This is a genomic window from Ancylobacter sp. SL191 (assembly GCF_026625645.1).
Classification (GTDB): Bacteria; Pseudomonadota; Alphaproteobacteria; order Rhizobiales; family Xanthobacteraceae; genus Ancylobacter.
Genome location: NZ_CP113056.1, coordinates 4,446,567 through 4,469,980 on the forward strand (window position 1 = coordinate 4,446,567; position 23,414 = coordinate 4,469,980).

Below are 23,414 nucleotides of genomic sequence, written 5' to 3' on the forward strand. Positions count from 1 at the left end.
CGGGCTACACCGCCGGCTCGGGCGCGACGGCAACCCCGGCGCGCTCCAGCACCCGCGCCGCCTTCAGCGCCGCGTCCTCGCGCCAGGGCGCGGCGATGAGTTGCACCGCCACCGGCAGCCGCTCATTGAGCGGGATCGGCGCGGCGACCACCGGAAGGCCGATGAAGGAGATCGGCTGGGTGTAGATGCCGATATTCGGCCGCACCAGCATCTCGCGCCCGTCGAGCACGAAGGTCACCTGCCCGCTCTTTGGCGCCGGCACCGGCGAGGCGGGGGCGATCAGCACGTCATACTCGGCGAACAGCTCCAGCGCCCGCTCGCGGAACCAGCGGCGCAGGATCTGCGCCCGCGCGATCCAGGCGGCGGGCAGCACCGCGCCGGCCAGCAGCCGCTCGCGCACCGCCGGGTCGAAATCGCCGGGTCGCGTGCGCATGCGGTCGAGATGCAGCGCCGCGCCCTCGGCCATGGTGATGAGATAGGCGGCGGCGCGCGCCCGCTCCACCTCCGGCAGCTCCACCGAGCGCTTGGCGCCCAGCGCCCGCGCGGCGGCGGCCACCGCCGCATAGGTCTGCAGCGAGCCCTGCCGCGCGAACCAGCCGCCGAGCACGGCGACCTTGAGATCGCCCGGCGCGTCCAGCCGCTCCAGCACCGGTTCGGCCGGCATGTCGGCCAGCGCCGGGTCGTCCGCATCGGGGCCAAGCAGCGCGTCATAGCTGGCCGCGAGGTCGCCGACAGTGCGGGCGAAGGGGCCGAGATGGTCGAGGCTGGCCACGAAGGGGAAGCTGCGGGCGCGCGACAGCCGGCCATAGGTCGGCTTCAGCCCGAAAATGCCGCAGAAGGAGGACGGCACGCGGATCGAGCCATTGGTGTCCGAGCCGAGCGCCAGCGGCACCAGCTTGCCGCCGACCGCCGCGCCCGAGCCGCCCGACGAGCCGCCGGCCATGTGGCCTATGGCGTGCGGGTTGCGCGAAATGCCGTCATGCACATTCTCGCCGGTGAAATCATAGGCATATTCGCCCATGTTCAGCCCGCCGAGGCACACCGCATCGGCAGCGTTCAGCCGCTCCACCAGCGTCGCGTCGCGCGGCGCGGGCGGCCGGTCGCGGTTGATCTTCGAGCCGGCCCGCGTCGGCAGGCCCTTCAGGTCGAACAGATTCTTCACCGCGAAGGGCACGCCGGCCAGGGGGCCGAGCGGCTTGCCGGCGGCGCGGCGGGCGTCGATCGCGTCGGCCTCGGCACGGGCGCGGGCGGCGGTGACGTCGGTAAAGGCGTTGAGCACCGGGTCGACCACGGCGATGCGGGCCAGCGCCGCCTCGACCACGGCGCGCGCGCTGACCTCGCCAGCCCGCACCGCGGCGGCGAGATCCAGGGCGCTGCCGCCCAACAATTCGATCACCCGGTCGGTATCCACCTCGGTCAGGCTCATGGCCGGTAGACCGGTGCCGGCTCGGCCTCGTCGGGCAGCGGCAAGTCCGTCACCAGCGCGGCCATGGCGACGGCGGTCTTGAGGTGCATGAGCACGCGCGGGCGCAGCGTCTCCTCAAGCGGCAGGGCCTGAACCGCCAGCCCGCCATCCAGCAGTGCCGCCAGAGCCTCGTCGGTGATGTCCCAGTCCGCCATGCTCGCCCTCCCCACCGGATGGTATTAGATTGCATACAATCACGGTGAACAAGTCCATTTTTCAGTCAGGGCGCCCGAACGCCGCATCTTCGACCATGTGCGGCTCCCACAGGGCCACAACTTACACACAGGCGCTCTTGCCAAGCGCAGGCCGCGCAATTAGGTTCCGCGCCGTTCTGGCACGCAGCTGTAGCTCAGTTGGTTAGAGCGCCGGTCTGTGGAACCGGAGGTCGGTGGTTCGAGCCCACCCAGCTGTACCAGAATGATTGTCGGGCACGCTCAGCCGCCCGTCTGCGTCAGGCAGATATAGAGCGACGTGTCCGCCCCCGCCTCCTTCAGCTTGAGCCAGACATCGGCACGCACCCGAAGGCGCGATCCGTATTTGCGGGCATAGGCGACGGCGAACTGATCCGCCGCGTGAGCTTCCTCGGCCGACATGACGTCACTCCCGGCTGCCGGACGTCGCGATTCACGTCCGCGGAGGGCCATGCAAGCGGACGGCCAGACCGCACCAAGGCACGGTCTGGGATAAGCCGGCGGCGCGAGAGCTGCCGCGCCGCCGGTTGTCTCGGTCAGGGCGCGAGCACGCCGGGCGCCGCGACCGGCTTGGGATAGGGCAGATCGTCCACCAGCTTGGCGCCCGGCTTAGCGTCGGCGAAGAGCGGGTTGAGGTCGATGGTCAGGTAGTTCAGCCGGTTGGCGTAATTGGCGATGCTCAGCCGGTTGTTGGTGAGATCCTTCACCACGACCCATTGCGTGTAGTCGGAGCTCAGCGAGCCGTCCGGATTCTTGAACTGGGCGATGCCGACGGGGATGTCCACATTGTTGAGGATGTGGCCGACCATCTGCGCGGCGCCAGCCGCGTCCTTCGGCTGCTCCGCGTAATGGCGCAGGAAGGCGGCCTTCACGAAGCGCGAGGGCGGCGTGTAATCGCCCGGCAGGCCGATGCCGCCGCCGCCCGCGCCAAGCTCGGTCACGTTGAGGTTGCCGACAGGGCGCTGCGCCACCGCGACGGTCGACAGGCTCAGATAGTTGCGCAGATTGTTCAGGTGCCAGTCATAGGTCGGCGCGTTGGTGAGCACATGGGCGGCGTTGTCGTGGATGCGCACCTCGCCGCCGACATATTCGACGACGATGCCCGCCCCGCTGCGATCGACGAAGACGAAATGGATGGTCGGCGGCGTCGGCCCGCTCGGCAGGCTGTCATCGGCCCAGACCTTCATCGTCGCGAGCCCGGCGCGCAGATCGGCGACATTGGCGAAGCTGCCCAGCACCCAGCTGCCGAAGGTGAGCACGGACTGGTACTGCGTGTCCTGCGGCGTCACGGTCTGGTACTGGGTGAAGCCGGGCAGGAAATTGGCGCTCATCGAGAGGCCCTCGGCGTTCTGCCCATCGAGCAGCGCGCCGCCGGGAATGATGCCGGCACTCACCCCGACCACAGAGAATTTCGTCGTCACCTTCAGGTCCGGCAAGCCGGTTGCCTTGGGCGCGGACAGGGTGAGCGTGGTGCCCTTGGGCTGGCTCACCAGCGTCCATTTCATGTCATAGGCCCATTCCATGGTGCGACCGGCGACCACCGATTTGTCGGCGGCGACGATGTCGACGGCGGTGCAGGCGAGGCCCGCATTCACCATGGCGAGCAGCGAAAGCGCAGTAGCCGCAAGGCGCAACATTGGGGTACCTCCTGTTTTGTCATTTTCTTCGCTAGATGATGCCAGTGATCGGCACCACCGTGCATTGATGATTATCGCTCGCGCCGGGACGCCGCCATCCCATCGGGTCAGCTTCCCGGATCGGCCTTTGCGGGCTCATCGCCGCCTTTTTGAATGATACGTCGCCGGAGCCTTCATGCCCATCTCGCGCGGTTCCTTCATTGTCTCGACGCTGCTGCTCCTGCTGCTCGGGCTTGTCGCGCTGGCGGGCGTGGTGGCGAGCAATGTGTGGCTGGTCCAGCGCACACAGTCGCTGGTGGTGGAAGTCCAGCAAATGCGTCGCCTGCGCGCGGCCACGGTGGATTTCCGCTCGCTGCTGCAGGATCTGGAAACCGGCCAGCGTGGCTATCTGCTCACCAGCGACCCGACCTATCTGACGCCGTTCCGCGCCGCGATGCAGAAGCTTCCTGCGCAGATCGAGACCTTCGAGCGTGCGGCGCAGGTCGATCCCGTTGCCCGCCAGCTCGCGCCCGATCTCATCGCCACGGCGAAGGCCAAGATGGCCGAGCTGCAGCAGACGGTGGACCTTACCGAGGCGGGCCAGCTCGCGCAGGCGGTCGACATCGTGCGTGGCGATACCGGCAAGGAGCTGATGGACCGCGCCCGCGACGCCTTCGCCGCGATCATCGAGCAGGCGGAGAAGCGCCTTCTGGCAATCAACGCCGAGCAGGCCTCGAGCGCCAACGCGCTGTGGTGGGTCTCGGTCGGCGGCGGGCTCTTGGTGCTCGCGGTGACCGTTGCCGGCATGGCCACCATTTTCGTCTATCTGCGCCAGCTCGCTGCGACCCGCCGCGAAATCGAGGAACTCAACGCCAGCCTTGAGGAGCGCGTGCGCGAGCGCACCTTCGAACTCGGCCGGGCGAATGATGAAATCCAGCGCTTCGCCTATATTGTGACGCACGATCTGCGCGCCCCGCTGGTCAACATCATGGGCTTCACCTCGGAGCTGGAACAGAGCGTCGCCACGCTGCAGGGCTTCGTCGATCGTCATGACGGCGACGAGAACACGCCGGATCTCGAAGCCGTGCGCCTCGCCGCGCGCGAGGATCTGCCGGAGGCGCTCGGCTTCATCCGCTCCTCGACCCGCAAGATGGACGGGCTGATCAACGCCATCCTCAAGCTCTCGCGCGAAGGCCGGCGCGTCACCAAGCCCGAGCGCATCGACCTGCCGGCGCTGCTCAACAACTCGGCGGCGGCCATCCAGCATCAGGTCACGGAAGCGCAGGGCGAGGTCACCATCGACGCGCGGGTGCCGAGTCTCGTCGCCGACCGGCTCTCGGTCGAGCAGATCATCGGCAATCTGCTGGACAATGCGGTGAAGTACCGCCGCCGCGATGAGCCGCTGCGCATCTCCATCCGCGCCACCACCCGGCCCGGCGGGCTGGTCGATATCGCGGTGGAGGACAATGGCCGCGGCATCGACCCCGGCGACCATGAGCGCGTCTTTGAGCTTTTCCGCCGTTCCGGCCCACAGGACCAGCCGGGCGAGGGCATCGGCCTCGCCCATGTGCGCACCATGGCCCGGAACCTCGGCGGCGATATTTCGCTTAAGTCAACCTTTGGCCAGGGAAGCGTCTTCACCCTGAGCCTGCCCGCCTATCCGCGGGCCGTAGCAGGGAGTGTGGCCGCATGACCGAGCATGCCAAATCCGTAACGATCATCATGATCGAGGACGATGAGGGCCATGCGCGCCTCATCGAGAAGAACATCCGCCGCGCCGGCGTCAACAACGAGATCCTTCCCTTCACCAATGGCACGGATGGCCTCGCCTACCTGTTCGGGCCGGATGGCTCGGGCGAGGTGAGCACCGGGCGCTCGCTGCTCATCCTGCTCGATCTCAACCTGCCGGACATGACCGGCATCGAGATCCTGGAAAAGGTGAAGCGCAACCCGCACACCAAGCGCACACCCGTGGTCGTGCTCACCACCACCGACGACGCGCGTGAGATCCAGCGCTGCTACGATCTCGGGGCCAATGTGTACATCACCAAGCCGGTGAACTATGAGAGCTTCGCCCACGCCATCCGCCAGCTCGGGCTGTTCTTCTCGGTGATGCAGGTTCCCGAGACGACCTGATCCGGCAAGCGGCCCGCGCGACACCTAGCCTCTGCAACGACCGATTCCGGGACAGCCCGCTCCATGGCCGCCAGCGCCCACCGTGTGCTCTATATCGATGACGATCCGGGCATGGGGCGTCTGGTGCAGAAGGCGCTGACGCGCCGCGGCTATGAGGTGGAACTGGCCGGCGACGCCGAGAGCGGCCTGCGGCGGATCGACGAGGACGGCATCCATGTCGTCGCGCTCGACCATTTCCTGCCCACCGGCACTGGCATCGACGTGCTGGCCGCGCTGCGGGGGCGGCCCGGCGCACCGCCCGTGGTCTATGTCACCGCCTCCTCCGAAACCACGGTGGCGGTGCAGGCGCTGAAGGCCGGCGCGGTGGACTATGTGCCGAAGACCATCGAGGTCGAGTTCATCGAGCTGCTGGTCTCCGCCATCGACCAGGCGATCGAGACCGCAAGGCTGCGCCGCGCCAAGGAGCAGGCCGAGCAGGAAGTGCGCGAGGCCCGCGACCGCGCCGAGGCGCTGCTCGCCGAGGTCAATCACCGTGTCGCCAACAGCCTCGCCATGGTCTCGGCCATGGTGCGCCTGCAATCCAACGCCATCGAGGACAAGGAGTGCCGCGCGGCACTGGCCGAGACGCAGGCGCGCATCCTCGCCATCGCCGGCGTGCATCGCCGCCTCTACACCTCCGCCGATGTGCGCGTCGTCGCCATCGACGAATATCTGCACGGGCTGATCGAGGATATCGGCGCCTCCATGCGCCAGGCCGGGCACACCTCCCAGCTCACCCTCGCCACCGATCACCTGATCCTGCCGACCGACCGCGCCGTGCCGATCGGCGTCATGGTTGCCGAGCTGGTCACCAACGCCTTCAAATACGCCTATGGCAGCGACGGCGCCGGGGAAGTGCGGGTGCGCCTGCGGGTCGACACCGAGGCCGGCACCGCCGAGCTGTCGGTCGAGGATGACGGCATCGGCTGGACCGGCGAGGGCAAGGCGCTGGGCAGCGGCCTCGGCAGCCGCATCGTCCGCTCCATGGCCGGCAGCATCAACGGCGCCCTCGAATGGCGCCCCCGCTCGCGCGGCACCTGCGTCGCCGTCACCTTCCCGCTGCCGGAAACCATCCCGGCGGCGTGAGCCTCAATAGAGGCGGCCGGGGGGTGCCCGGCCGCATGTCTGTCGTCCGAATTCCCCCGCCTCAATGCGCCAGCAGCAGCGGCACGGGCATGCGCTCCAGCATGTCGCGGGTGACGCCGCCGAGGACGAATTCGCGCAGGCGCGAATGGCCGTAGCCGCCCATCACCACCAGGTCGATGTCGCGCGCCGCCACTTCCTTCAGGATCACGTCGGCCACGCTCTCGCCGGCGCCAGGCACGAGGCGGCGCAGTTCCACCGTCTTTTCGTGGCGGGCGAGATGGCGGGCGAGGTCCGCGCCGGGCAGCGAATCCGGCTTGCGGGTGCGCCCGCTCTCCACCACCACCGCCTCGACGAGATCGGCATGGGCGAGCAGCGGGCGGGCTTCCGCCACCGCGCGCGCCGCCGAGCGCCCGCCATCCCAGGCGACGAGAATGCGCTTGGCGGAGAACGGCTTCTGCTGCTTGCAGGGCACCAAGAGCACCGGGCGGCCGGAATCGAACATCACCGCCTCGGCGATGACCTCCTCCGCGCCCATCTTCTCCGGGTCCGACTGGCCGACAATGGTGAGGTCGTAGAGCCGCGACATGATGCCGATCTGCTCGGCCGCGCCGCCCGGCGTGCCGTCGATCACCCGCACCTCGCCGGTCAGGCCGACCGAGCGCGAGGCCTCGCCGAAATAGGCGACGGCATGATCGGCGAGCTTCTTGCTCTCGGCCCGCTGCGCCTCAAGAAAATCGGTCGAGAAGGCTTCGGTATAGACCGGGGGAATGTCGATCTCATAGCTCACCGCCACACCGGTGAGATGAGCGTTCAGGGCCGTCGCGGCCGAGACCGCGTAATCGACCGTCGCATCCGGCCCCGAACCCAGACGAAGACTGACAAGAATGTCCTTGATCATTGGCGCCTCCACTTTTTCCTTTTGGTCAGCTTGACCCCATGCAAGTGACGCGCTGGCGATGGACGTCAAGCCTCGAATTTCAGCCTCGCGGCCCCCGCGATGAACCGCGCATCCCTACCCTCGCGCAGCCCGGCGTCGGCCACTATAAGCAATCACCCTCATCTAGGAATTCACCGCATGGCCGGTATCGGGCGCGGGCTCGCCATCTCCTTCATTTTGCTCGGTCTCTGGGAGGCCGTGGTGCGGGCGCTGGCGATCCCCGCCTATATCCTGCCCGGCCCCCTGCGCATCGTGACGACCGGCTGGGCGAACGCCGCCATCCTCGGGCACAACGCGCTGATCACGCTGGGCGAGATGCTGCTCGGCCTCGTCTGCGGCTCGGCGCTCGGCATCGCCTGCGCGCTCGCCATGGCAAGCTCCCCGCTCGCCCGGCGCGCCATGCGCCCCGTCCTGCTGGTGGCGCAGGCGCTGCCGGTCTTCGCCATCGCCCCGCTTTTGGTGATCTGGTTCGGCTTCGGCCTCGCCTCGAAGATTGTGATGGCGAGCCTCATCATCTTCTTCCCTGTCGCCTCGGCCTTTCATGACGGCCTCGCGCGCACCGAGCAGGGGCTGGTCGATCTCGCCCGGCTCGGCGGGGCCGGCACCTACAAGACGCTGCGCTTCATCCGCATTCCCGCCGCCCTGCCCCAGCTCGCCTCGGGCCTGCGGGTCGCCACCGCCGTGGCGCCGATCGGCGCGGTGGTCGGCGAATGGGTCGGCGCCTCGGCCGGGCTCGGCTATCTCATGCTGTACTCAAACGCGCGGATGCAGACCGACATGGTGTTCGCCGCGCTCGCCATCCTGCTCGCGGTGGCGCTGATCCTGTTCGCGCTGGTCGACCGGGCGCTCACCCGCCTGCTGCCCTGGGCGCCGGAGACGGCCGGCGAGAGCACGCCGGCCTGAGTTTTCCGGCAAGACGGGGCGTCAGCCCATCTTCTCATGCGCGTCGGCCTGGCCCATCACCCAGTAGCCGGCGGCCTTGATCCAGCCGAGCGGCACGCCGCGCGTCTCGGTGAGATAGGCCCGCACCGCCCGCGCGACCGACGCCTCGGCGGCCACCCAGACATAGGTCGCCGGCTCCAGCGCCATCGTCTCCAGCGCTTTGAGGAACGGCGCGGCATCGGTCAGCGCGCTGGCCGGGCGGTGGATCCAGCGCGCCTCCAGCGTCGCGGCGGTGCTGAAAGCCTGCTCCTCGCCCGCGCTCGTCACCGCGACGAGGCTGGTGATGCGGGCCTGCGGCGCGGCTTCCTCGATGCGCCGGCCAATGGCGGGCAGCGCCGTCTCGTCGCCGATCAGCAGCCAGTGGGCGATCGCGCCCTCGACGACGGCGGAGCCGCGCGGGCCGAGCACGTCGAGCGTGTCGCCGGGACGGGCGTTCAGCGCCCAGAGCGTGGCCGGGCCGGCCTCGTGCAGGGCGAAATCGAGCGTGAGTTCGCGCCGGGCCGCGTCGAAGCGCCGGGGCGTGTAGTCGCGGCGCTCCTCCGTGCCATCGGGGCCGGGCACGGCGAGTTTCACATGGTCGTCCGGCGCGGCGCTGGCGAAGTCGGCGAGGTCGTCGCCGCCGAGCACGAGGCGCAGCATGGAGGGCGTCACGCGCTCGATGGTGAGCACGGTGAGGCTGCGCCGCTTCGGCTCGAAGCGCTGGCGGTTCAGCACGGGGGCGGCGGGGGAAACAGGGGTAGCAACGTTCATCTCGGTCCCTTCAGGCCTCAGGCCGACCGGACGGACATGCCGCGCCGATCGGGCCGCGAGGCCGCTCGATCATGCGCGTTGAGTGACGTTAACGCTTACGTGCACGCGCGCGGCTCATCCGGTCGGCCTCGCGGCGTCCCGGCCTGCACCGCGCTCCCACATGCAGGTGCCGCCCTTCTAATCCCCTTCCCGCCCGCCGGCAATCGACGGCACGCTCACGAGCGAGTGCGTCATCACGGCGGCCGGTGCCGGAACGCCCGGCATCGGCCGCGACCTGTGAGGGATGGTTTATTCAGGAACCTGCCCGCGGCAGGCCTTAAGGGGGGCGTCATGCCCCCGGCGTGCTAGAGTATGTTCGTTCCGGGCACGGAAACGGTCGCGATATAGTAGGCCACGCTGCCACTGCCCGAATTGCAGTTGATGGACAGCGTGATGCCATCGCCATTCGTCGCCTTGTAGCTCAGCTTGTCCTGCGACGCGGTGTTCTCGGCGGCCTGTTGCGCGCTGATGTCGAAGCCGCAGTAACAATTATTGCTGCCGAAGGCCAACGGGCACGCGACGCCGAAGGCGAAGGAGACCTTCTTGGTGTCGGTCGTCTTCCCCGCCCCATTGTAGTTGCACGTCAGGCTGAAGCCGTATTGCGTGCCGACGAGCGCGTTGTCCCGCTTTGTCGTCAGGAAGAAACCGCCATAGCTGTAGGTGCCGGCGGGCGAGAAATACGCACCGGGAATGGCATCCGTGATAACGGCGGGCTTGCCGTGAACGTTATACTCCTCGACGAAGCTGATCTGATTGCCCTTGAGATCGGCGCCGCCATTGAACTCGTTGATGAGAAACACGACGCAGACGGACGGCTTCTGCATAAAGTAGATGATCGGTATCAGCACCGACAGCACGATGAAGGCGGCGATGGCCACCACCACGGCCACCGTCGCCGCGACGACGCCGGCCACCGTGCAGGTGACGGTGAAGGCGCCGCTCAGGGTCATGAGCTGATAGAAGGTCACGGCGCCGGCCACGACGCCGATCGCCACCGAGCTGAAACCGACAATCTGCAGGGCCGTCTGGATCGCGTCGTTACCGGTCATCTTCGACAGGCGCTCCACGCCGTCGAGCAGTTTCTGCACCTGAACTTCGATGGCGGAGCCCTCGGCGCTGACCAGCGTGGCCAGCAGGTCCGGGTTCAGCGCCACGACGGCCGTCTGCGACGTGTCGTCGAGCTCGGCGAAATACTTCATCGCCTCGAACGACTTGGCGATCGCCTGCCGATCATGATGCGGGCCAACCGAGGACAGCAGCGCCTCGACATTGGTCATGCGCATCTCATGGTTGAGGGTCGCGACCTTGGCCCGCAGATCCTGACGCGCCTCCGCAACAATCCGGCTGTAGATTGCCAGTTGCTCCTCATCCGTTTTGGCCGCGCGAAGCGCGCGGGTCTGCTCGGGAAACGTCTCTTCCAGGCGGGCGCGGTAGTAGCTGATTTGTTGTTGATGCATGCTAACCTCCCCAGGTTGTATATTGCACCCTAAATTACCACCTATGCGTGTATTTGAAAAGCGTGCAGACCGGTGATTTTCGTCTTATGGCGCCCTCCGCTCGGCGTGGTGACGCGCGATCCCCCGCAGGAGTCCGCGAGGCTCTAAGATCGAGCCATGACGATTCGCCTCACCAATGCCGATGCTCGCCGCGTCTTTCTCGCCATGCAGGGACTGAGCGAACGCGCGCCGGCGGGCAAGGCGGCGCTGCTCGCGCTCATCACCCGGCTCGGCTTCGTGCAGGTGGACAGCATCGCCACGGTCGAGCGGGCGCATCACCACATCCTGTTCAGCCGCGCCCCCGCCTACCGGCGCGAGCATCTCACCGCGCTCCTGGAAAAGGACGGCGCGCTGTTCGAGCACTGGACGCATGACGCGGCGATCATCCCGACCGCCTTCTTCCCCTATTGGAAGCACCGCTTCGCCCAGGAGCGCGCCAGCCTCGCGGAGCGCTGGCGGAGCTGGCACGAGAACGGCTTCGAGGGCTATTTTGAGCATGTGCTGGCGCGCGTGCGCCAGGAGGGCCGGCTGATGGCCCGGCATTTCGAGACCGAGAAGCGCCCGCCCGGCGGCTGGTGGAACTGGCACCCGGAAAAGACCGCGCTGGAGTATCACTGGCGCACCGGCGCGCTTGCCATCGCCGCGCGCGAGGGCTTCCAGAAGGTCTATGACCTCACCGAGCGCGTCATCCCCGCCCATCATCGCGCCGCGGAGGTGGACGCGAGCGCCTTCATCGACTGGGCCTGTACCTCGGCGCTGGAGCGGCTGGGCTTTGCCACCCATGGCGAGATCGCCGCCTTCTGGGATCTGGTGTCACCCGAGCAGGCCAAAGCATGGGTGGAGGCCAATCGCGACCGACTGGAACCCGTGCTCATCACCTGCGCGGATGGGCGCGAGCGGGTGAGCCACGCCTTTGCCGGCGCCGGCGAGGCCTTCGCGGCCCTGCCCGCGCCACCGTCGCGGCTGCGCGTGCTCAGCCCGTTCGACCCAGCGCTGCGCGACCGCAACCGGGCGGAACGGCTGTTCGGGTTTTCCTACCGCATCGAGGTCTTCGTCCCCGCGCCCAAGCGCGTCTATGGCTACTATGTCTTCCCGCTGCTGGAAGGCGACCGGCTCATCGGCCGCATCGACATGAAGGCCGACCGCAAGGCCGGCACGCTCGATGTGCGCCGCCTCTGGCTGGAGCCCGGCATCCGCGCCAGCAAGGGCCGGCTGGACGCGCTCGACACGGAGCTCACCCGCCTCGGCACCTTCGCCGGCGTCGAGCGCACCGTCTATGCCGAGGACTGGCGGGGGTAAGGGCACCGCCCTTCCCGGCACAAGAGAGGGACGCGGCGTCACAGAAGGCCGTCATGCCCGGCCTTGAGCCGAGCATCCACGACTTCACCCTGCCGCGCCTGACAAAGTCGTGGATGGCCGGGCCAAGCCCGGCCATGACGTGGTCAGGGCGGGGGCCTTTGCCATTGCTGACTTGGAACGTGTCAGGAAGTGGTGGACCTTCCGACACCTCAGGGCCGTCATGCCCGGCCTTGGGCCGGGCATCCACGACTTTCTCCTCGACCGACGTACCCAAGTCGTGGATGGCCGGGCCAAGCCCGGCCATGACGTGGTCAGGGCGGAGACGTGGCACGCCACGGCGCGGACGGCGCTCGCCCTTCGTTCCCCGGACAAGTTGCGCGCAGCGCAACGATGATCCGGGGCCCAGCGCGAGGCTCCGCCGCAGGCGGCCATGCCTCTCGCCTGCGAAGAAGACCAAGGCCAAAGACTCTCCCGCTGGCTCCCGGCTCGCCTTCCGCTGCCGCTTCAGGCGTCCGGGACACGGGGGCACACCCGCTCCTTAGCCGGCGATTGCTCTGGCATGCCAGCTCTGCTAGCGTGGCCGCGTCCGAGGGGTGTCCCGCGGCCCGAACGGGCCAAGGGGCTGAGATGGCAACCGCCAGACCCTTTGAACCTGATCCGGGTCATGCCGGCGAAGGGACGGAACGACGGCGGGGCCGTGGTCAGTGCGACCGCCCGCGCCGGTTTCCCCCGACAGCTCATGCGCCGGATCTCCAACACGCGAGGAGATCCATGTTCACCAAAATCGCCGCCGCCGCGCTCGCGCTGGCACTCACCACCGCTCCCTTCGTCAGCGCCCCCGCGCGCGCCGCGGACAAGCTCACCGTCCTGCTCGACTGGTATGTGAACCCCGACCACGCGCCGCTGATCATCGCGCAGGAGAAGGGCTACTTCAAAGCGCACGACCTCGATGTCGACCTGATCCCGCCCTCCGACCCCTCCGCCCCGCCGCGCCTCGTCGCCGCCGGGCAGGCGGATGTCGCGGTCAGCTACCAGCCGAACATCTATCTGTCGGTGAAGGAGGGCCTGCCGCTCATCCGCTTTGGCACGCTCATTTCCACCCCGCTCACCGCGCTGGTGGCGCTGAAGGACGGGCCGATCAAGTCCATCGCCGATCTCAAGGGCAAGACCGTCGGCTATTCGGTGGCGGGGCTCGAGGACGCGCTGCTCGGCACCATGCTGGCGAGCGCCGGGCTGAAGCCCACCGACGTCACCATGATCAACGTGAACTTCGCCCTGTCCCCGGCGCTGGTCGCCGGCAAGGTGGACGCGGTGATCGGCGCCTACCGCAATTTCGAGCTCACCCAGATCAAGCTCGAGGGCAAGGAGGGCATCGCCTTCTTCCCCGAGGAGCACGGCGTGCCGGTGTTCGACGAGCTGATCTATCTCGCCCACAAGGACAAGGTCGGCGATCCCCGCCTCAAGCGCTTCCTCGCGGCGGTCGAGGAGGCGACGATCTACATCCTCAACCACCCGCAGGAGGCGTGGGGCGTGTTCGTCAAGGCCAACCCCAAGCTCGATGACGAGCTGAACCGCACCGCCTGGACCGACACGCTGCGCCGCTTCGCCCACGCGCCGGCCGCGCTGGACGAGGGCCGCTATGCCCGCTTCGGGGAGTTCATGAAGAGCCACAAGCTGATCGACAATGTGGAGCCGGTCTCCACCTACGCCACCGCGATCAAGTAGGCGGCCTCGCCATCTGATCCCGGACGCCCCCCTTCGTCATCCCGGACGGCCAAAGGCCGATCCGGGATCGTCCCCCGGCACGGGGATGACGATACCGCCCGGCAATGCTAACCCGAACGGGGTGCGCAGGACGGGACAGGATGATGGGCAACGGTTTCTATTACGGCGTGGCGATTCTGGTCGGGGCGGTGGTCGGCGTCATCGGTGCCGCCTTCCATCTCAGCGTGGAATGGCTGAGCGCCGCCTGGCCGGCCTGGCTGTCCGGCGGCATCGGGCTCACCGGCGCGCCGCTCTATCTCGCCGCCGCGCTCATCGGCGCCAGCATGACGGTCACCTCGCTGTTCCTCGTGCGCCGCTTCGCCCCGGAAGCCGGCGGCTCCGGCGTGCCGGAGATCGAGGGCGCGATGGAGGGGCTGCGCGAGGTGCGCTGGCACCGCGTGCTGCCGGTGAAGTTCTTTGGCGGCCTGCTGGCGCTGTCCTCCGGCATGGTGCTCGGGCGCGAGGGGCCGACCATCCATATGGGCGCCTCGGTCGCCAAGGCCGCGGCCGACCTCACCAAAATGGCGGCGCAGGACATGCGCGGCCTGCTCGCCGCCGGTGGCGCCGCCGGCCTTGCCGCCGCCTTCAACGCCCCGCTCGCCGCCGTGCTCTTCGTCATCGAGGAGACGCGCCGGCAATTTCCCTACAGCGCCCGCACCTATATCGGCGTCGTGCTGGCCTCGCTCACCGGCGCCATCGTCACCCAGATGTTCACTGGCGACATCCCCTATATGCGCCTCGCGGTGGATACGCTGCCGCTCGCCGTGCTGCCGGCCTTCGCCGGGCTGGGGCTGATCCTCGGCGGCGTCGGCACGGTGTTCAACCGCACGCTGATCGGCTCGCTCGACCGGGTGCGCGCGCTCGGCCAGCGCAGTTCCTTCTATCTGTTCCCCCTCGTGGTCGGCCTGGTCGTCGGCGTGCTGATGTTCGCCCTGCCCGAGGCGACGCAGGGCGGCGAACTGCTCGCCGTGCAGCTCGCGCAGGAGCACCGCACCGTGCTGGCGCTGGCCCTCATCGTGCTGCTGCGCTTCGTCATGACCATGGCGAGCTATTCCACCGGCGTCGCCGGCGGCATCTTCGCGCCGATCCTGGCGCTCGCCACCACCATCGGCCTCTGCTACGGCGCCGCGCTGGAACTGGTCCTGCCGCTGCCGGACCGCATGGAGGTGGTGTTGGCGATCGCCGCCATGGGCGGGCTGTTCGCCGCCACCATCGGCGCGCCGCTGGTCGGCATGGTGCTGGTGATGGAGCTGACCGGCGCCTACACCGCGCTGGTGCCGGTGATGCTCACCACCATCATCGCCAATATGGTGGCGCTCGCGCTCGGCAACCGGCCGATCTACGAGGTGCTGCTGGAGCGCACCCTCGCTTTGGAGGCGAAGGCGCGGCAGGCCAGCCATTCCCCCGCCGCGTCGCCCTCTAGCCTCGATGACGGCGCGGTCGCCGGGGGCGGCGTCACCAACACGCTGCGCGGCTGATCGCCTATTCCGCCGCGGCGAGCGCGTGCGGGACAAGGCGCGCCGGGCCGTCCTCGCGCCGCTCCAGCGCGATATGGGTCTCGTGCAGCTCCAGCAGCGTCGAGCGGTGGCCGATGGAGAGGATCGCCGCCTGCGGCAGCCGCTCGCGCAGCGTGCGGTAGAGCGCGGCCTCGCTCGCCTCGTCCAGCGCCGAGGTCGCTTCATCCAGCAACAGCACGTCGGGCTTCACCAGCAGCGCGCGGGCAATGGCGAAGCGCTGCTGCTCGCCGCCGGAGAGTTCCGCGCCCCACAGGCCGCGCTCGTCGAGCCGGCCGGCGAAGGCGGCAAGCCCCACCGCCTCCAGCGCCCCGCGCAGATCCTCATCAGTGAAGCGCTCCATCGGGTCGGGATAGGCCAGCGCCCCGCGCAGCGAGCCGACCGGCAGATAGGGCCGCTGCGGCAAGGTGAGCACGCGCCCGCCGGTTTCCACCACGCCATGTCCATAGGGCCAGATGCCGGCAATGGCGCGCAGCAGCGTGCTCTTGCCGGTGCCGGAGGCGCCGGTGAGCAGCACCCGCTCGCCGGGCTTGACGCCCAGCGCGTCGAGGGCGACCAGCGCGCGCCCGTCCGGCAGGCGCACCTCCATGTCCGTGACCTCCAGCGGCGCCGTGCCGGGCACCTGGCGGTAATTGGCCTTGAGGGTCTCGGCGTGCGTGGTCTCGACCTGGCGCTGGAAGCCGATGAGACGATCGACCACCGACTTCCACTCGGCCAGCGTCGCATAGGCGTTGATGAAGAAGGAGAACGAGCCCTGCACCTGCCCGAAGGCCGAGGAGGTCTGCATGAGCTGGCCGAGCTGGATGGTGCCGGCGAAATAGGCCGGCGCCACCACCACGAAGGGGAAGATGATGGAGAGCTGGCCATAGCCGGCGGTGAACCAGGTCAACCGCTTCTGGGCGATCATGATGCCCCAGTAATTGTGCACGACATGGCCGAAGCGGTCGAGCAGCCGGCTGCGCTCCACGCCCTCACCCTTCATCAGCGCGATCTGCTCGCCATTCTCGCGCACGCGCACCAGATCGACGCGGTAATCGGCCTCGAAGCGCTGCTGGTCGAAGTTCAGCTTCACCAGCACCCGGCCGATGAGATGGGCGAGGAAGGTGCCGAGCGCCGCATAGGCGAAGGCGGCCCAGACCAGATAGCCGGGAATGCGCCATTCCCCGCCGAACAGGTTGAAGGCGAAGTCGCCCGACAGCCCCCACAGGATCACCGCGAAGGAGGCCAGCGTCATCACCGCATTGAGCAGGCCGATGAAGATGCTCAGCGTCTGCGAGATATAGGCGCTGATGTCGTCGGCGATGCGCTGGTCGGGGTTATCCGCCTGATCGCCCTTCAGCCGCAGCCGGTAATGGGTCTCGTTGGCCAGCCAGGCGGAGAGGTATTTGTCGGTCATCCAGGTCCGCCAGCGGATCTGCAGCCATTGCCGCAGATAGATCTGGTAGACCGCGATGGCGATGGAGGCGGCGGCGTAGAAGGAGAACAGCCAGAGCTGATGGGTGAAGGCGGGGTAATCGCGCTCCTGGATCGCGTTGTAGAACACGTTGTTCCAGGAATTGATCAGCACGGTGGCATAGACCCAGCCGACCTCCAGCGCGATCACCGCGCCGAGCAGCGCCAGCCCGCGCCATTTGTCCTCGCCACGGAAATAGGGAATGGAGAGCCGCCAGACATCGGCGAGCAAGGAGAGAATGGCGCGCAAGGGAAAGTCTCCGGCGGGAGGAATGCTTGGGCTGATGCATGGGTGGGGCGCGAACGCCGCCGCGTGACCATTAGCCGAAGCAATACCGCCGGGATCGTGGCGAATGGATTAAACTTTGGAAAGCAAAGTGCCGCCGATTACACGGCCGGCCGCCGCCTCATGTGCCGCAAGGGCACATGAGGCGGGTGTCCCCGCGCTTCTCGGCTAGCACAGGGCGGTCAGGACAGCACGCCAGGGCCATAGCCGAGGAAGGTGATGGAGACCATTCCACCGCTCTTCGAGGCGTCGCGCTGCACGTTGCAGATCGGGTCGGTCTGCGGAACGATGGGGTTCGGCGCATTTTTCGGCGGATTGGCGCAGGCCGGCGGGGCGACGCTCGCCGTGCAGTCGTCGCAGCCATAGGGATAGACGCCGACCCGCCCGACATTGTCGCCAATGGCGCTGTTGGAGAATGACGTAACCTTCGGATAGGCGGAACTTGCCGACCATGAGCCGCCGCCATGGAGATGGAAGGCAATCATCGCGTTCACCCCGGCCACTGCGCTGATGTCTACGGTCTCCATCGCATTCGAGCCCTGGAAGGCATTGTTGAGGATGAACTCCGCGATGTTCACCCCCTCGGGCCAACTCGGCGTCGCACAGTTGAGCGGCGGCGTGCCGAAGGTGATGTTGCCGTTGAACCCGACACCTTGAGGCGAGATGTAGGAGACGCTGTTCGCCGTGCCCGGCTGAAGGGTGAAGTAACCCTGAAGCGGCGCCTCGGCGGTGATGCCCCAGCCGACGTCGCTGACATTGGAAATGCAGCCGGCCGTGGCGCCGAGCGTCAGCCACACGGTCACGGACTCGGTGGTCGCATTGGTCACGATGAGTTCGGTCTGGCTGGACATGTCACCCCCCGGTGATGCGCGAGGCCCGAACGGCGGAAGACCGCCCGGTGGCATTCGGCAACCATCATTCTGGCGGCACTTCCAGCGTTTGCAATCACAAATCGCACCATGAGCCACCGCAACCGCAGGGCGGGCTTTGTGGCCCGCCACGCGGGGCGCGGGGTCGGGTTCAGCCGGCCGGCTTGGCCGCCATCGGGCTCGGGGCGAGAGCGTGGGTGGTCGCCGGGCTTTTGACCGGGGCGGCGGCCATGGCCGGGGCGGTCGCTGTGCCCGGCGCGGGATTGGCGGCCACCATCTGGCCGCTCCAGGGCTCCACCTCCTGATGCAGGGTCTGCCAGAAGGCGGCGCGGTCATCCTTGCTGCGCCCGCCAGCGGACGCCGCCGACACACCGAGAACCGGAAGGGCGAGCGCCGCGATCAGGGTCGCGGCCGTTGCAATGCGGATCATAGGACATCCTCCGTTGATGGGGGCGTCATCGCGCCCTCTGGGGAGCATGTCGGAAACGCACGGCGCGGCGCCAGAGGCGCTCACGAAACCCTGAAGATTATGACAGAAAATCCATAAATATCATAACGTTAGGTGAGGCGCCGAGCCTTGAGCCCGCTGCGTCAGCCGGCCCGCGCTCAGATAAAGCGCTTGCGGATGTTCTGGCTGATCATGTCGAGCACCGAGACGGTGATGATGACGAGGATAAGGATCGCCGAGGCCTGCGAATAAAGGAAGCCGCGCATCGTCTCGTTGAAGGTCATGCCGATGCCGCCGCCGCCGACGATGCCCAGCACGGTGGCCGAGCGCACATTCGATTCAAAGCGGTAGAGCGCGTAGGAGATCCACAGCGGCAGCACCTGCGGCAGCACGCCATAGATGATCTCCTGCAGCCAGGTGCCGCCCGTGCCGCGAATGCCCTCGACGGGGGCGGGGTCGATCGCCTCCACCGCTTCGGAGAACAGCTTGGCGACGACGCCGGTGGTGTGGATGAACAGCGCCAGCACGCCGGCGAAGGGACCGAGGCCGACGGCGGCGATGAAGATCAGCGCGAAGACCAGCTCGTTGATGGCGCGGCAGGCATCCATCACCCTGCGGATCGGGAAGGCGACCCAGCGCGGCACGACATTGTCGGCCGAGAGGATGCCGAAGGGGATGCCGGCGATCACCGCCAGCAGCGTACCCCAGATGGCGATGGCCAGCGTCTCCAGCATCGCGTTGAAATAGACGTCGATGTCGGTGAAGTCGGGCCGCAGGAAGTCGGCGCCCAGCGTCGCCATGTTGCCGGCGTCGCGCATGAGCTGCGCCGGGTCCATCTCCGCCTCGTGCCAGGAGAACACCAGCACCGTCACGCCGGCCGCCGCGATGGCGAGGCGGGCGAGGCGCGTGGTCAGCGGCGTGTGCGGCGGGGCCGGCAGCGCGGCGACGGCAGAGCGGTGGGCGGCGGCAGAGCTGGTCATGGGGCGAGAAAATCCGTCCGGGAGATCCGAGGGCGGGAGCAGCCGGTAACGACCGGCTGCCACGAAGACGGGGCGGCACGCGGGCCGCCCCGGATCGGCGAAGAACGGGGCGGCGCGAGCGCCACCCCTATGCCACCTCACATGGAGGGGAGCTTCTTCTGCTGCTCGTCGAGGGCGGCGAGCTTGGCGTCGATTTCCTTGATCTTCGCGGCCTTCTCGTCAGCCGAGAGCTTCTCGTCGTTCTGCGTCTTCATCTTCGCCTTGAACAGCTCGAGCTGACGGATCGGGATCAGCTGGGCGTCGGAGGAGGCGAGGAAGGGGCCCCAGCCGTCCGAGGTCTTGGCGAGCACGGCGCGGGCCGCCTCGATCTCTTCCGGCGTGCCGTTGCGGCCATAGGTCATGAAGAAGGTGTAGATCTTCGCCTTCAGGTCGGCCGGCAGATCCTTGCGCCACACGATCGGGTCGCCGGCGATCATCGGCGAACGCCACACTTCCTTGATCTTGGCCGCTTCCGCCGGGCGGGTCTGCTGCAGGCGGGTCATGTTTTCGGTGTTGTTGGTGGCGAAGTCGACCTGCTTGTTGGCGACCGCGAGCAGGTTGCCTTCATGATTGCCGCTGACGACGCGCTTGTAGCACTTCACCGGGTCGACATTGTTCAGGGCGAACACATAGTAGCTCGGGACGAGGAAGCCCGAGGTCGAGTTCGGATCGCCATTGCCGAAGTTATAGCCCTTCGAGCAATCGAGGATGTCCTTGAGGTTGTTGATGTCGCTGCGGTCGACATTGGTGACGATCAGCGAGTAATAGCCCGAAGAACCGTCCGGCTTGGCGGTCTTGACGAACACTTCGCCATTGGAGCGGTCCACCGCTTCCATGGCCGACTTGTTGCCGAACCACGCAACGTCGACCTTCTTGAAGCGCATGCCCTCGATGACGCCGGCATAGTCGCCGACGAAGAACGGCTTCACCGGGATGCCGATGGCCTTTTCCATGTCCTTGAGCAGGGGCTCGAAGCTCTTGGCGAGGTTGGCCGAGGACTCGGTGGAGATGAAGCCGAAGTTCAGCTCCTTGACTTCCTGCGCCGCCAGCGGGGCGGTCAGGCCGGCGAGCACGAGGCCGGCCGCGAGAATGCGCTTCATGGATGTCGCTCCTGTCAGGATACGGTCTGGATGTCGGGGGTCTCGGCCGGCACGGAGGCGCCGACGACGAACTGGCTGGGCAGGATCAGCTCCTCGGCGCTGGCGCCGTAGAGCTCGGTGAGGAAGGCGGCGTTGATCTGCGCCGCCGGACCGTCGAACACGACGCGGCCGGCATTCATCGCCACCACGCGGTCGAAATAGGCGGTGGCGTAGTCCACCTGGTGCAGCGAGACGACCAGCGCGATGCCATGGTCGCGGCTCATCGTCACCAGCGTGTCCATCACCCGCTTGGCCGATTTCGGGTCGAGCGAGGCGATGGGCTCATCCGCCAGCACGAGCTTGGCGCCCTGCACCAGCGCGCGGGCAATGGCGACGCGCTGCTGCTGGCCGCCGGAGAGTTCGCGCGCCCGCTTCATGGCGTGCTGGGCGATGCCAACCTCGGCCAGCGCGGCATAGGCGGTGCGGCGCTCATCCTCGTTGAACAGGCCGAGCGTGCCGCGCAGCACGCTGATGCGCCCGAGCGCGCCGACCAGCACATTGGTCAGCACCGACATGCGCCCGGCGAGCGCGAATTGCTGGAACACGAGACCGATATGCCGGCGCGCCGCGCGCACATCAGCGGCGAGCTTGCCGCCCTCCTGCACCTTCACGCCGAAGGAATGCACCGCGCCGGAGCCCTGCCCCTGCGCATCGGCGAGAATGAGACCCGCGGCGAGGCGGATGAGGGTCGATTTGCCGGAGCCGGAGGCCCCGATGAGCGCCACGCGCTCGCCCGGCTGGATGGTCAGCGAGACATTCTCCACGGCGCGCATGGCGCCATAGGTCTTGCTCACACGGTCGAGTTGAAGCGCTGCCGCCATCGGATCTCCGCCGGCCTGTGAAAGACCGGCTTGGGGTAGTCCCGTGCGATGACACGTCGATGAAGCGTCTGCGACAGTTCCGTGAACGCCCCCGACTGAGAGCCGGCAAGGCTTCGCCGCAGCGGGGAACGGGGGCCTCTCGTGACACAGTCATGGCCGGGCTTGGCCCGGCCATCCACGACTTTGACCGGGTGCGTGGATAGGAAGGCGTGGATGCCCGGCCCAAGGCCGGGCATGACGGCGCTCTGGGGGCGAGCCTCTCCAACCGCCCCGTGTCCCGGACGCCCGAAGTGTCAGCGGAAGGCGCGCCGGGATCCAGCGGACGAGTCTTTCGCCGTGCCCTTGATGGGGCTCCAGAGGCAAAGCTGCCTCCGGCGGAGTCTCCCTTGGGCCCCGGATCAGCGTTGCGCTACGCGCAACTTGTCCGGGGAACGGGTGGGCCGACCCGAGCCTCGCCGCATTGACCCCGGCTCTCCCCGCCCCCACCATGACACGGGGCGCGCCGCAGGGCGCGGACGGCGCGGCCGCGCAGGGACGCTTCTATCGGGGGACGCATGTATTACGCGATCATTCTGCTCACCATGGTGATCCTGCCGGTGGTGAGCATCGCCGGCGAACTCGCGACCACCAGCGGGGTCGGCGCCTTCGTCGTGGTCGCCATCAAATGGTTCGCCTTCTGGGCCGTGGGCGTGCGGCTGCTGCTCGCCGGCGTCACGCAGATCTGGAAGCCGGCCTTCACCGTGAAGGGCATTCTCGGCATCGACGAGCCGCGCGCCCATGTGCTGGCGCAGGAGCTCGGCTTCGCCAATGTCGCCATCGGCCTCACCGGCCTGCTCTCGCTGGTGTTTTCCGCCTGGGTGCTGCCGGTGGCGCTGGTCGGCGGCCTGTTCCTCGGCCTCGCCGGCCTCAACCACGCCCGCCGCCCGCACCGGAACCTGCGCGAGAACGTGGCGATGATCTCCGACCTCTGGGCCGCGATCATCCTGCTGGCGGCGCTGCTGCTCAGCCTGGTGTGAGGCGCCTATACTACTCGCTAGGCATGGCTATTCATCGGCGTTTTCTTGCCGTCTCCGTCGACGCCCCCGGACGAGCCGATTGGCTTCATGAAATTCATCATCTCTCCTAAATATAGGCTTTAGCCCAAGCTCAATACGCGCGTTATCAAAGTCTTCTTGAGCGCCGTGACGAATCCAACATATAGACACTACATCAATTACATCTTCCGCGCCATTATCATGTAATATTTCCACTATTTTTGATCTTAATTCATCAACAGAATTCGAACTTTTTACTATTTCGACAGCACCTTTATAACTATGCGTAACTTTGTCAGAAACGAATTTTATCCACTTATTATCCTTAAGCGAAGACTGTATCTTTTCTTCTTCTATTCTTCTGTTTTGATCTTGAATTAATTTAGCAGAACCCTTCGAATCAACATTCGAAAGAACCTTTTCTAAATATACTTTAAGAGTATTATTTATTTCTTCAAGATCATTTATTTTCTTTGAAAGCTCAGAAATCTGACTTAACTGGGATCGAGATCTCAGAAACTCCCTAAACATACCAGCCCACTGCTCTCGGAGCCAATTTTCGATCTCGGAGTAATTAGAGAATGAAAAAACTGGATTATTTCTAGGCTGCGCCAGTATGTAATCTATCAATTTAAATACATTTACCGAGTCTACGCTCACATATTTTATATGCTGGTTATCTTTATTTGACAAATAAGTTCTATGTTCAATATAAACAGAATTTTCAATTAGTACATATATTGGCACTCCAGACAATCTAGCATGCTCGTATTCCTGCTTTGTCACACTATCGTAACTATCAAAGAATTTTTTATCCGAACTCTCACCATCTCCCGAAGACGCCGATCCATACCGCCCCCCGATAATAAGAACAAATATATCAGCCGAAGCAGCTTCGCGATAACAAGACTCATCAAGGGCAGAATCAGGATTATAAGAAATAAGCCCTCTTTCTGATAAAACGGCATCATATCCCACATTAGATATAAATGCCTCAATAGAAGATCTTATGTGCTTGAGGTCATAATAGGTCGAACTCACAAAAACTCTCGGCCGTGCCAATGCCCCCTCC

General features: G+C 66.6%; 22 protein-coding genes, 1 tRNA gene and 1 riboswitch. Of the genes, 9 read left to right on the forward strand and 14 right to left on the reverse strand.

Going from position 1 to position 23,414, the window contains the following annotated elements; all coding sequences use genetic code 11:
* Positions 1–4: 4 nt before the first annotated feature.
* Positions 5–1,426 carry an AtzE family amidohydrolase gene (locus OU996_RS20395; RefSeq protein ID WP_267583411.1) on the reverse strand — a complete coding sequence of 474 codons (1,422 nt, stop codon included), beginning with the start codon at positions 1,424–1,426 and terminating at the stop codon, positions 5–7.
* A complete protein-coding gene (locus OU996_RS20400; RefSeq protein ID WP_267583413.1) occupies positions 1,423–1,620 on the reverse strand; it encodes a DUF4089 domain-containing protein in 198 nt (65 codons plus the stop codon). The genes OU996_RS20395 and OU996_RS20400 overlap by 4 nt, the downstream gene beginning before the upstream one ends.
* Positions 1,621–1,803: 183 nt before the next feature.
* On the opposite strand from OU996_RS20400, the gene OU996_RS20405 reads away from it, so the two are divergent.
* A tRNA-His gene (locus OU996_RS20405) sits at positions 1,804–1,880 on the forward strand.
* A gap of 19 nt (positions 1,881–1,899) precedes the next feature.
* Here the strand turns inward: OU996_RS20405 and OU996_RS20410 are convergent.
* Together OU996_RS20410 and OU996_RS20415 are read right to left on the reverse strand one after the other, a co-directional pair.
* Complete coding sequence (locus OU996_RS20410) at positions 1,900–2,058, reverse strand: hypothetical protein (RefSeq protein ID WP_267583414.1); 159 nt, start codon at positions 2,056–2,058, stop codon at positions 1,900–1,902.
* 134 nt (positions 2,059–2,192) lie between these two features.
* Positions 2,193–3,293: a choloylglycine hydrolase family protein gene (locus tag OU996_RS20415; protein ID WP_267583415.1), complete on the reverse strand. Its 1,101-nt coding sequence runs from the start codon at positions 3,291–3,293 to the stop codon at positions 2,193–2,195.
* A 175-nt stretch (positions 3,294–3,468) separates the two neighbouring features.
* On the opposite strand from OU996_RS20415, the gene OU996_RS20420 reads away from it, so the two are divergent.
* From OU996_RS20420 to OU996_RS20430, 3 genes are all read left to right on the forward strand, one after another.
* The gene (locus OU996_RS20420) at positions 3,469–4,965 is read left to right on the forward strand and encodes a sensor histidine kinase (protein WP_267583416.1); all 1,497 of its coding nucleotides are present in this window, start codon (positions 3,469–3,471) and stop codon (positions 4,963–4,965) included.
* Complete coding sequence (locus OU996_RS20425; RefSeq protein ID WP_267583417.1) at positions 4,962–5,408, forward strand: response regulator; 447 nt, start codon at positions 4,962–4,964, stop codon at positions 5,406–5,408. Before OU996_RS20420 ends, OU996_RS20425 begins: the two co-directional genes overlap by 4 nt.
* A 63-nt stretch (positions 5,409–5,471) precedes the next feature.
* Positions 5,472–6,533, forward strand: a complete 1,062-nt coding sequence (locus OU996_RS20430) for a response regulator (protein WP_267583419.1) — start codon at positions 5,472–5,474, stop codon at positions 6,531–6,533.
* A gap of 61 nt (positions 6,534–6,594) precedes the next feature.
* Here OU996_RS20430 and OU996_RS20435 read toward each other — a convergent pair whose 3' ends face one another.
* Positions 6,595–7,431 carry a universal stress protein gene (locus OU996_RS20435; RefSeq protein WP_267583421.1) on the reverse strand — a complete coding sequence of 279 codons (837 nt, stop codon included), beginning with the start codon at positions 7,429–7,431 and terminating at the stop codon, positions 6,595–6,597.
* Positions 7,432–7,608: 177 nt separating this feature from the next.
* Between OU996_RS20435 and OU996_RS20440 the strand changes: the two genes are divergently transcribed.
* The gene (locus OU996_RS20440; RefSeq protein ID WP_267583422.1) at positions 7,609–8,373 is read left to right on the forward strand and encodes an ABC transporter permease; all 765 of its coding nucleotides are present in this window, start codon (positions 7,609–7,611) and stop codon (positions 8,371–8,373) included.
* A 21-nt stretch (positions 8,374–8,394) separates the two neighbouring features.
* On the opposite strand, the gene OU996_RS20445 is transcribed toward OU996_RS20440, so the two are convergent.
* Both OU996_RS20445 and OU996_RS20450 read right to left on the reverse strand, forming a co-directional pair.
* The gene (locus OU996_RS20445) at positions 8,395–9,162 is read right to left on the reverse strand and encodes a siderophore-interacting protein (protein WP_267583423.1); all 768 of its coding nucleotides are present in this window, start codon (positions 9,160–9,162) and stop codon (positions 8,395–8,397) included.
* 344 nt (positions 9,163–9,506) lie between these two features.
* The gene (locus OU996_RS20450; protein WP_267583424.1) at positions 9,507–10,658 is read right to left on the reverse strand and encodes a hypothetical protein; all 1,152 of its coding nucleotides are present in this window, start codon (positions 10,656–10,658) and stop codon (positions 9,507–9,509) included.
* 156 nt (positions 10,659–10,814) lie between these two features.
* Here OU996_RS20450 and OU996_RS20455 point away from each other — a divergent pair, with 156 nt between their 5' ends.
* The 3 genes from OU996_RS20455 (at position 10,815) to clcA (ending at position 15,238) form a co-directional block, all read left to right on the forward strand.
* Positions 10,815–11,996, forward strand: a complete 1,182-nt coding sequence (locus OU996_RS20455; RefSeq protein ID WP_267583426.1) for a winged helix-turn-helix domain-containing protein — start codon at positions 10,815–10,817, stop codon at positions 11,994–11,996.
* A gap of 585 nt (positions 11,997–12,581) precedes the next feature.
* A riboswitch (TPP riboswitch) is annotated at positions 12,582–12,679 on the forward strand.
* 88 nt (positions 12,680–12,767) lie between these two features.
* Entirely contained in the window at positions 12,768–13,721 is a 954-nt protein-coding gene (locus OU996_RS20460) for an ABC transporter substrate-binding protein (RefSeq protein ID WP_267583427.1), read from the forward strand.
* A gap of 140 nt (positions 13,722–13,861) precedes the next feature.
* Positions 13,862–15,238, forward strand: a complete 1,377-nt coding sequence (gene clcA, locus OU996_RS20465; RefSeq protein WP_267583428.1) for a H(+)/Cl(-) exchange transporter ClcA — start codon at positions 13,862–13,864, stop codon at positions 15,236–15,238.
* A gap of 4 nt (positions 15,239–15,242) precedes the next feature.
* Here clcA and OU996_RS20470 read toward each other — a convergent pair whose 3' ends face one another.
* The 6 genes from OU996_RS20470 to phnC form a co-directional block, all read right to left on the reverse strand.
* Positions 15,243–16,976: an ABC transporter ATP-binding protein/permease gene (locus OU996_RS20470; RefSeq protein WP_267583429.1), complete on the reverse strand. Its 1,734-nt coding sequence runs from the start codon at positions 16,974–16,976 to the stop codon at positions 15,243–15,245.
* Positions 16,977–17,194: 218 nt separating this feature from the next.
* Entirely contained in the window at positions 17,195–17,863 is a 669-nt protein-coding gene (locus OU996_RS20475; RefSeq protein WP_267583431.1) for a hypothetical protein, read from the reverse strand.
* Between the two features lie 169 nt (positions 17,864–18,032).
* Positions 18,033–18,311: a hypothetical protein gene (locus tag OU996_RS20480; protein ID WP_267583433.1), complete on the reverse strand. Its 279-nt coding sequence runs from the start codon at positions 18,309–18,311 to the stop codon at positions 18,033–18,035.
* A gap of 176 nt (positions 18,312–18,487) precedes the next feature.
* Positions 18,488–19,309, reverse strand: a complete 822-nt coding sequence (gene phnE / locus OU996_RS20485; RefSeq protein ID WP_267583434.1) for a phosphonate ABC transporter, permease protein PhnE — start codon at positions 19,307–19,309, stop codon at positions 18,488–18,490.
* A 137-nt stretch (positions 19,310–19,446) separates the two neighbouring features.
* Positions 19,447–20,448 (reverse strand): phosphonate ABC transporter substrate-binding protein, encoded by a 1,002-nt coding sequence (gene phnD / locus OU996_RS20490; RefSeq protein ID WP_267583436.1) that lies wholly within the window; start codon positions 20,446–20,448, stop codon positions 19,447–19,449.
* 14 nt (positions 20,449–20,462) lie between these two features.
* Positions 20,463–21,308, reverse strand: a complete 846-nt coding sequence (phnC, locus tag OU996_RS20495) for a phosphonate ABC transporter ATP-binding protein (protein WP_267583437.1) — start codon at positions 21,306–21,308, stop codon at positions 20,463–20,465.
* Positions 21,309–21,862: 554 nt separating this feature from the next.
* On the opposite strand from phnC, the gene OU996_RS20500 reads away from it, so the two are divergent.
* On the forward strand, positions 21,863–22,324 hold the full coding sequence (locus OU996_RS20500; RefSeq protein WP_267583439.1) for a hypothetical protein: 462 nt from the start codon (positions 21,863–21,865) through the stop codon (positions 22,322–22,324).
* 27 nt (positions 22,325–22,351) lie between these two features.
* On the opposite strand, the gene OU996_RS20505 is transcribed toward OU996_RS20500, so the two are convergent.
* Complete coding sequence (locus OU996_RS20505; protein WP_267583440.1) at positions 22,352–23,383, reverse strand: DUF4062 domain-containing protein; 1,032 nt, start codon at positions 23,381–23,383, stop codon at positions 22,352–22,354.
* Positions 23,384–23,414: the final 31 nt, after the last annotated feature.

Bases quoted from the DNA above. Each gene is read 5' to 3' on its own strand.
- OU996_RS20440 (WP_267583422.1), top strand. From the start codon at position 7,609: ATGGCCGGTATCGGGCGCGGGCTCGCCATCTCCTTCATTTTGCTCGGT.
- OU996_RS20430 (WP_267583419.1), top strand. From the start codon at position 5,472: ATGGCCGCCAGCGCCCACCGTGTGCTCTATATCGATGACGATCCGGGC.
- OU996_RS20410 (WP_267583414.1), bottom strand. From the start codon at position 2,058: ATGTCGGCCGAGGAAGCTCACGCGGCGGATCAGTTCGCCGTCGCCTAT.
- OU996_RS20450 (WP_267583424.1), bottom strand. From the start codon at position 10,658: ATGCATCAACAACAAATCAGCTACTACCGCGCCCGCCTGGAAGAGACG.
- phnE (WP_267583434.1), bottom strand. From the start codon at position 19,309: ATGACCAGCTCTGCCGCCGCCCACCGCTCTGCCGTCGCCGCGCTGCCG.
- OU996_RS20395 (WP_267583411.1), bottom strand. From the start codon at position 1,426: ATGAGCCTGACCGAGGTGGATACCGACCGGGTGATCGAATTGTTGGGC.
- OU996_RS20445 (WP_267583423.1), bottom strand. From the start codon at position 9,162: ATGAACGTTGCTACCCCTGTTTCCCCCGCCGCCCCCGTGCTGAACCGC.
- OU996_RS20435 (WP_267583421.1), bottom strand. From the start codon at position 7,431: ATGATCAAGGACATTCTTGTCAGTCTTCGTCTGGGTTCGGGGCCGGAT.
- OU996_RS20475 (WP_267583431.1), bottom strand. From the start codon at position 17,863: ATGTCCAGCCAGACCGAACTCATCGTGACCAATGCGACCACCGAGTCC.
- phnC (WP_267583437.1), bottom strand. From the start codon at position 21,308: ATGGCGGCAGCGCTTCAACTCGACCGTGTGAGCAAGACCTATGGCGCC.
- clcA (WP_267583428.1), top strand. From the start codon at position 13,862: ATGATGGGCAACGGTTTCTATTACGGCGTGGCGATTCTGGTCGGGGCG.
- OU996_RS20455 (WP_267583426.1), top strand. From the start codon at position 10,815: ATGACGATTCGCCTCACCAATGCCGATGCTCGCCGCGTCTTTCTCGCC.
- OU996_RS20415 (WP_267583415.1), bottom strand. From the start codon at position 3,293: ATGTTGCGCCTTGCGGCTACTGCGCTTTCGCTGCTCGCCATGGTGAAT.
- OU996_RS20500 (WP_267583439.1), top strand. From the start codon at position 21,863: ATGTATTACGCGATCATTCTGCTCACCATGGTGATCCTGCCGGTGGTG.
- phnD (WP_267583436.1), bottom strand. From the start codon at position 20,448: ATGAAGCGCATTCTCGCGGCCGGCCTCGTGCTCGCCGGCCTGACCGCC.
- OU996_RS20460 (WP_267583427.1), top strand. From the start codon at position 12,768: ATGTTCACCAAAATCGCCGCCGCCGCGCTCGCGCTGGCACTCACCACC.
- OU996_RS20480 (WP_267583433.1), bottom strand. From the start codon at position 18,311: ATGATCCGCATTGCAACGGCCGCGACCCTGATCGCGGCGCTCGCCCTT.
- OU996_RS20400 (WP_267583413.1), bottom strand. From the start codon at position 1,620: ATGGCGGACTGGGACATCACCGACGAGGCTCTGGCGGCACTGCTGGAT.
- OU996_RS20425 (WP_267583417.1), top strand. From the start codon at position 4,962: ATGACCGAGCATGCCAAATCCGTAACGATCATCATGATCGAGGACGAT.
- OU996_RS20420 (WP_267583416.1), top strand. From the start codon at position 3,469: ATGCCCATCTCGCGCGGTTCCTTCATTGTCTCGACGCTGCTGCTCCTG.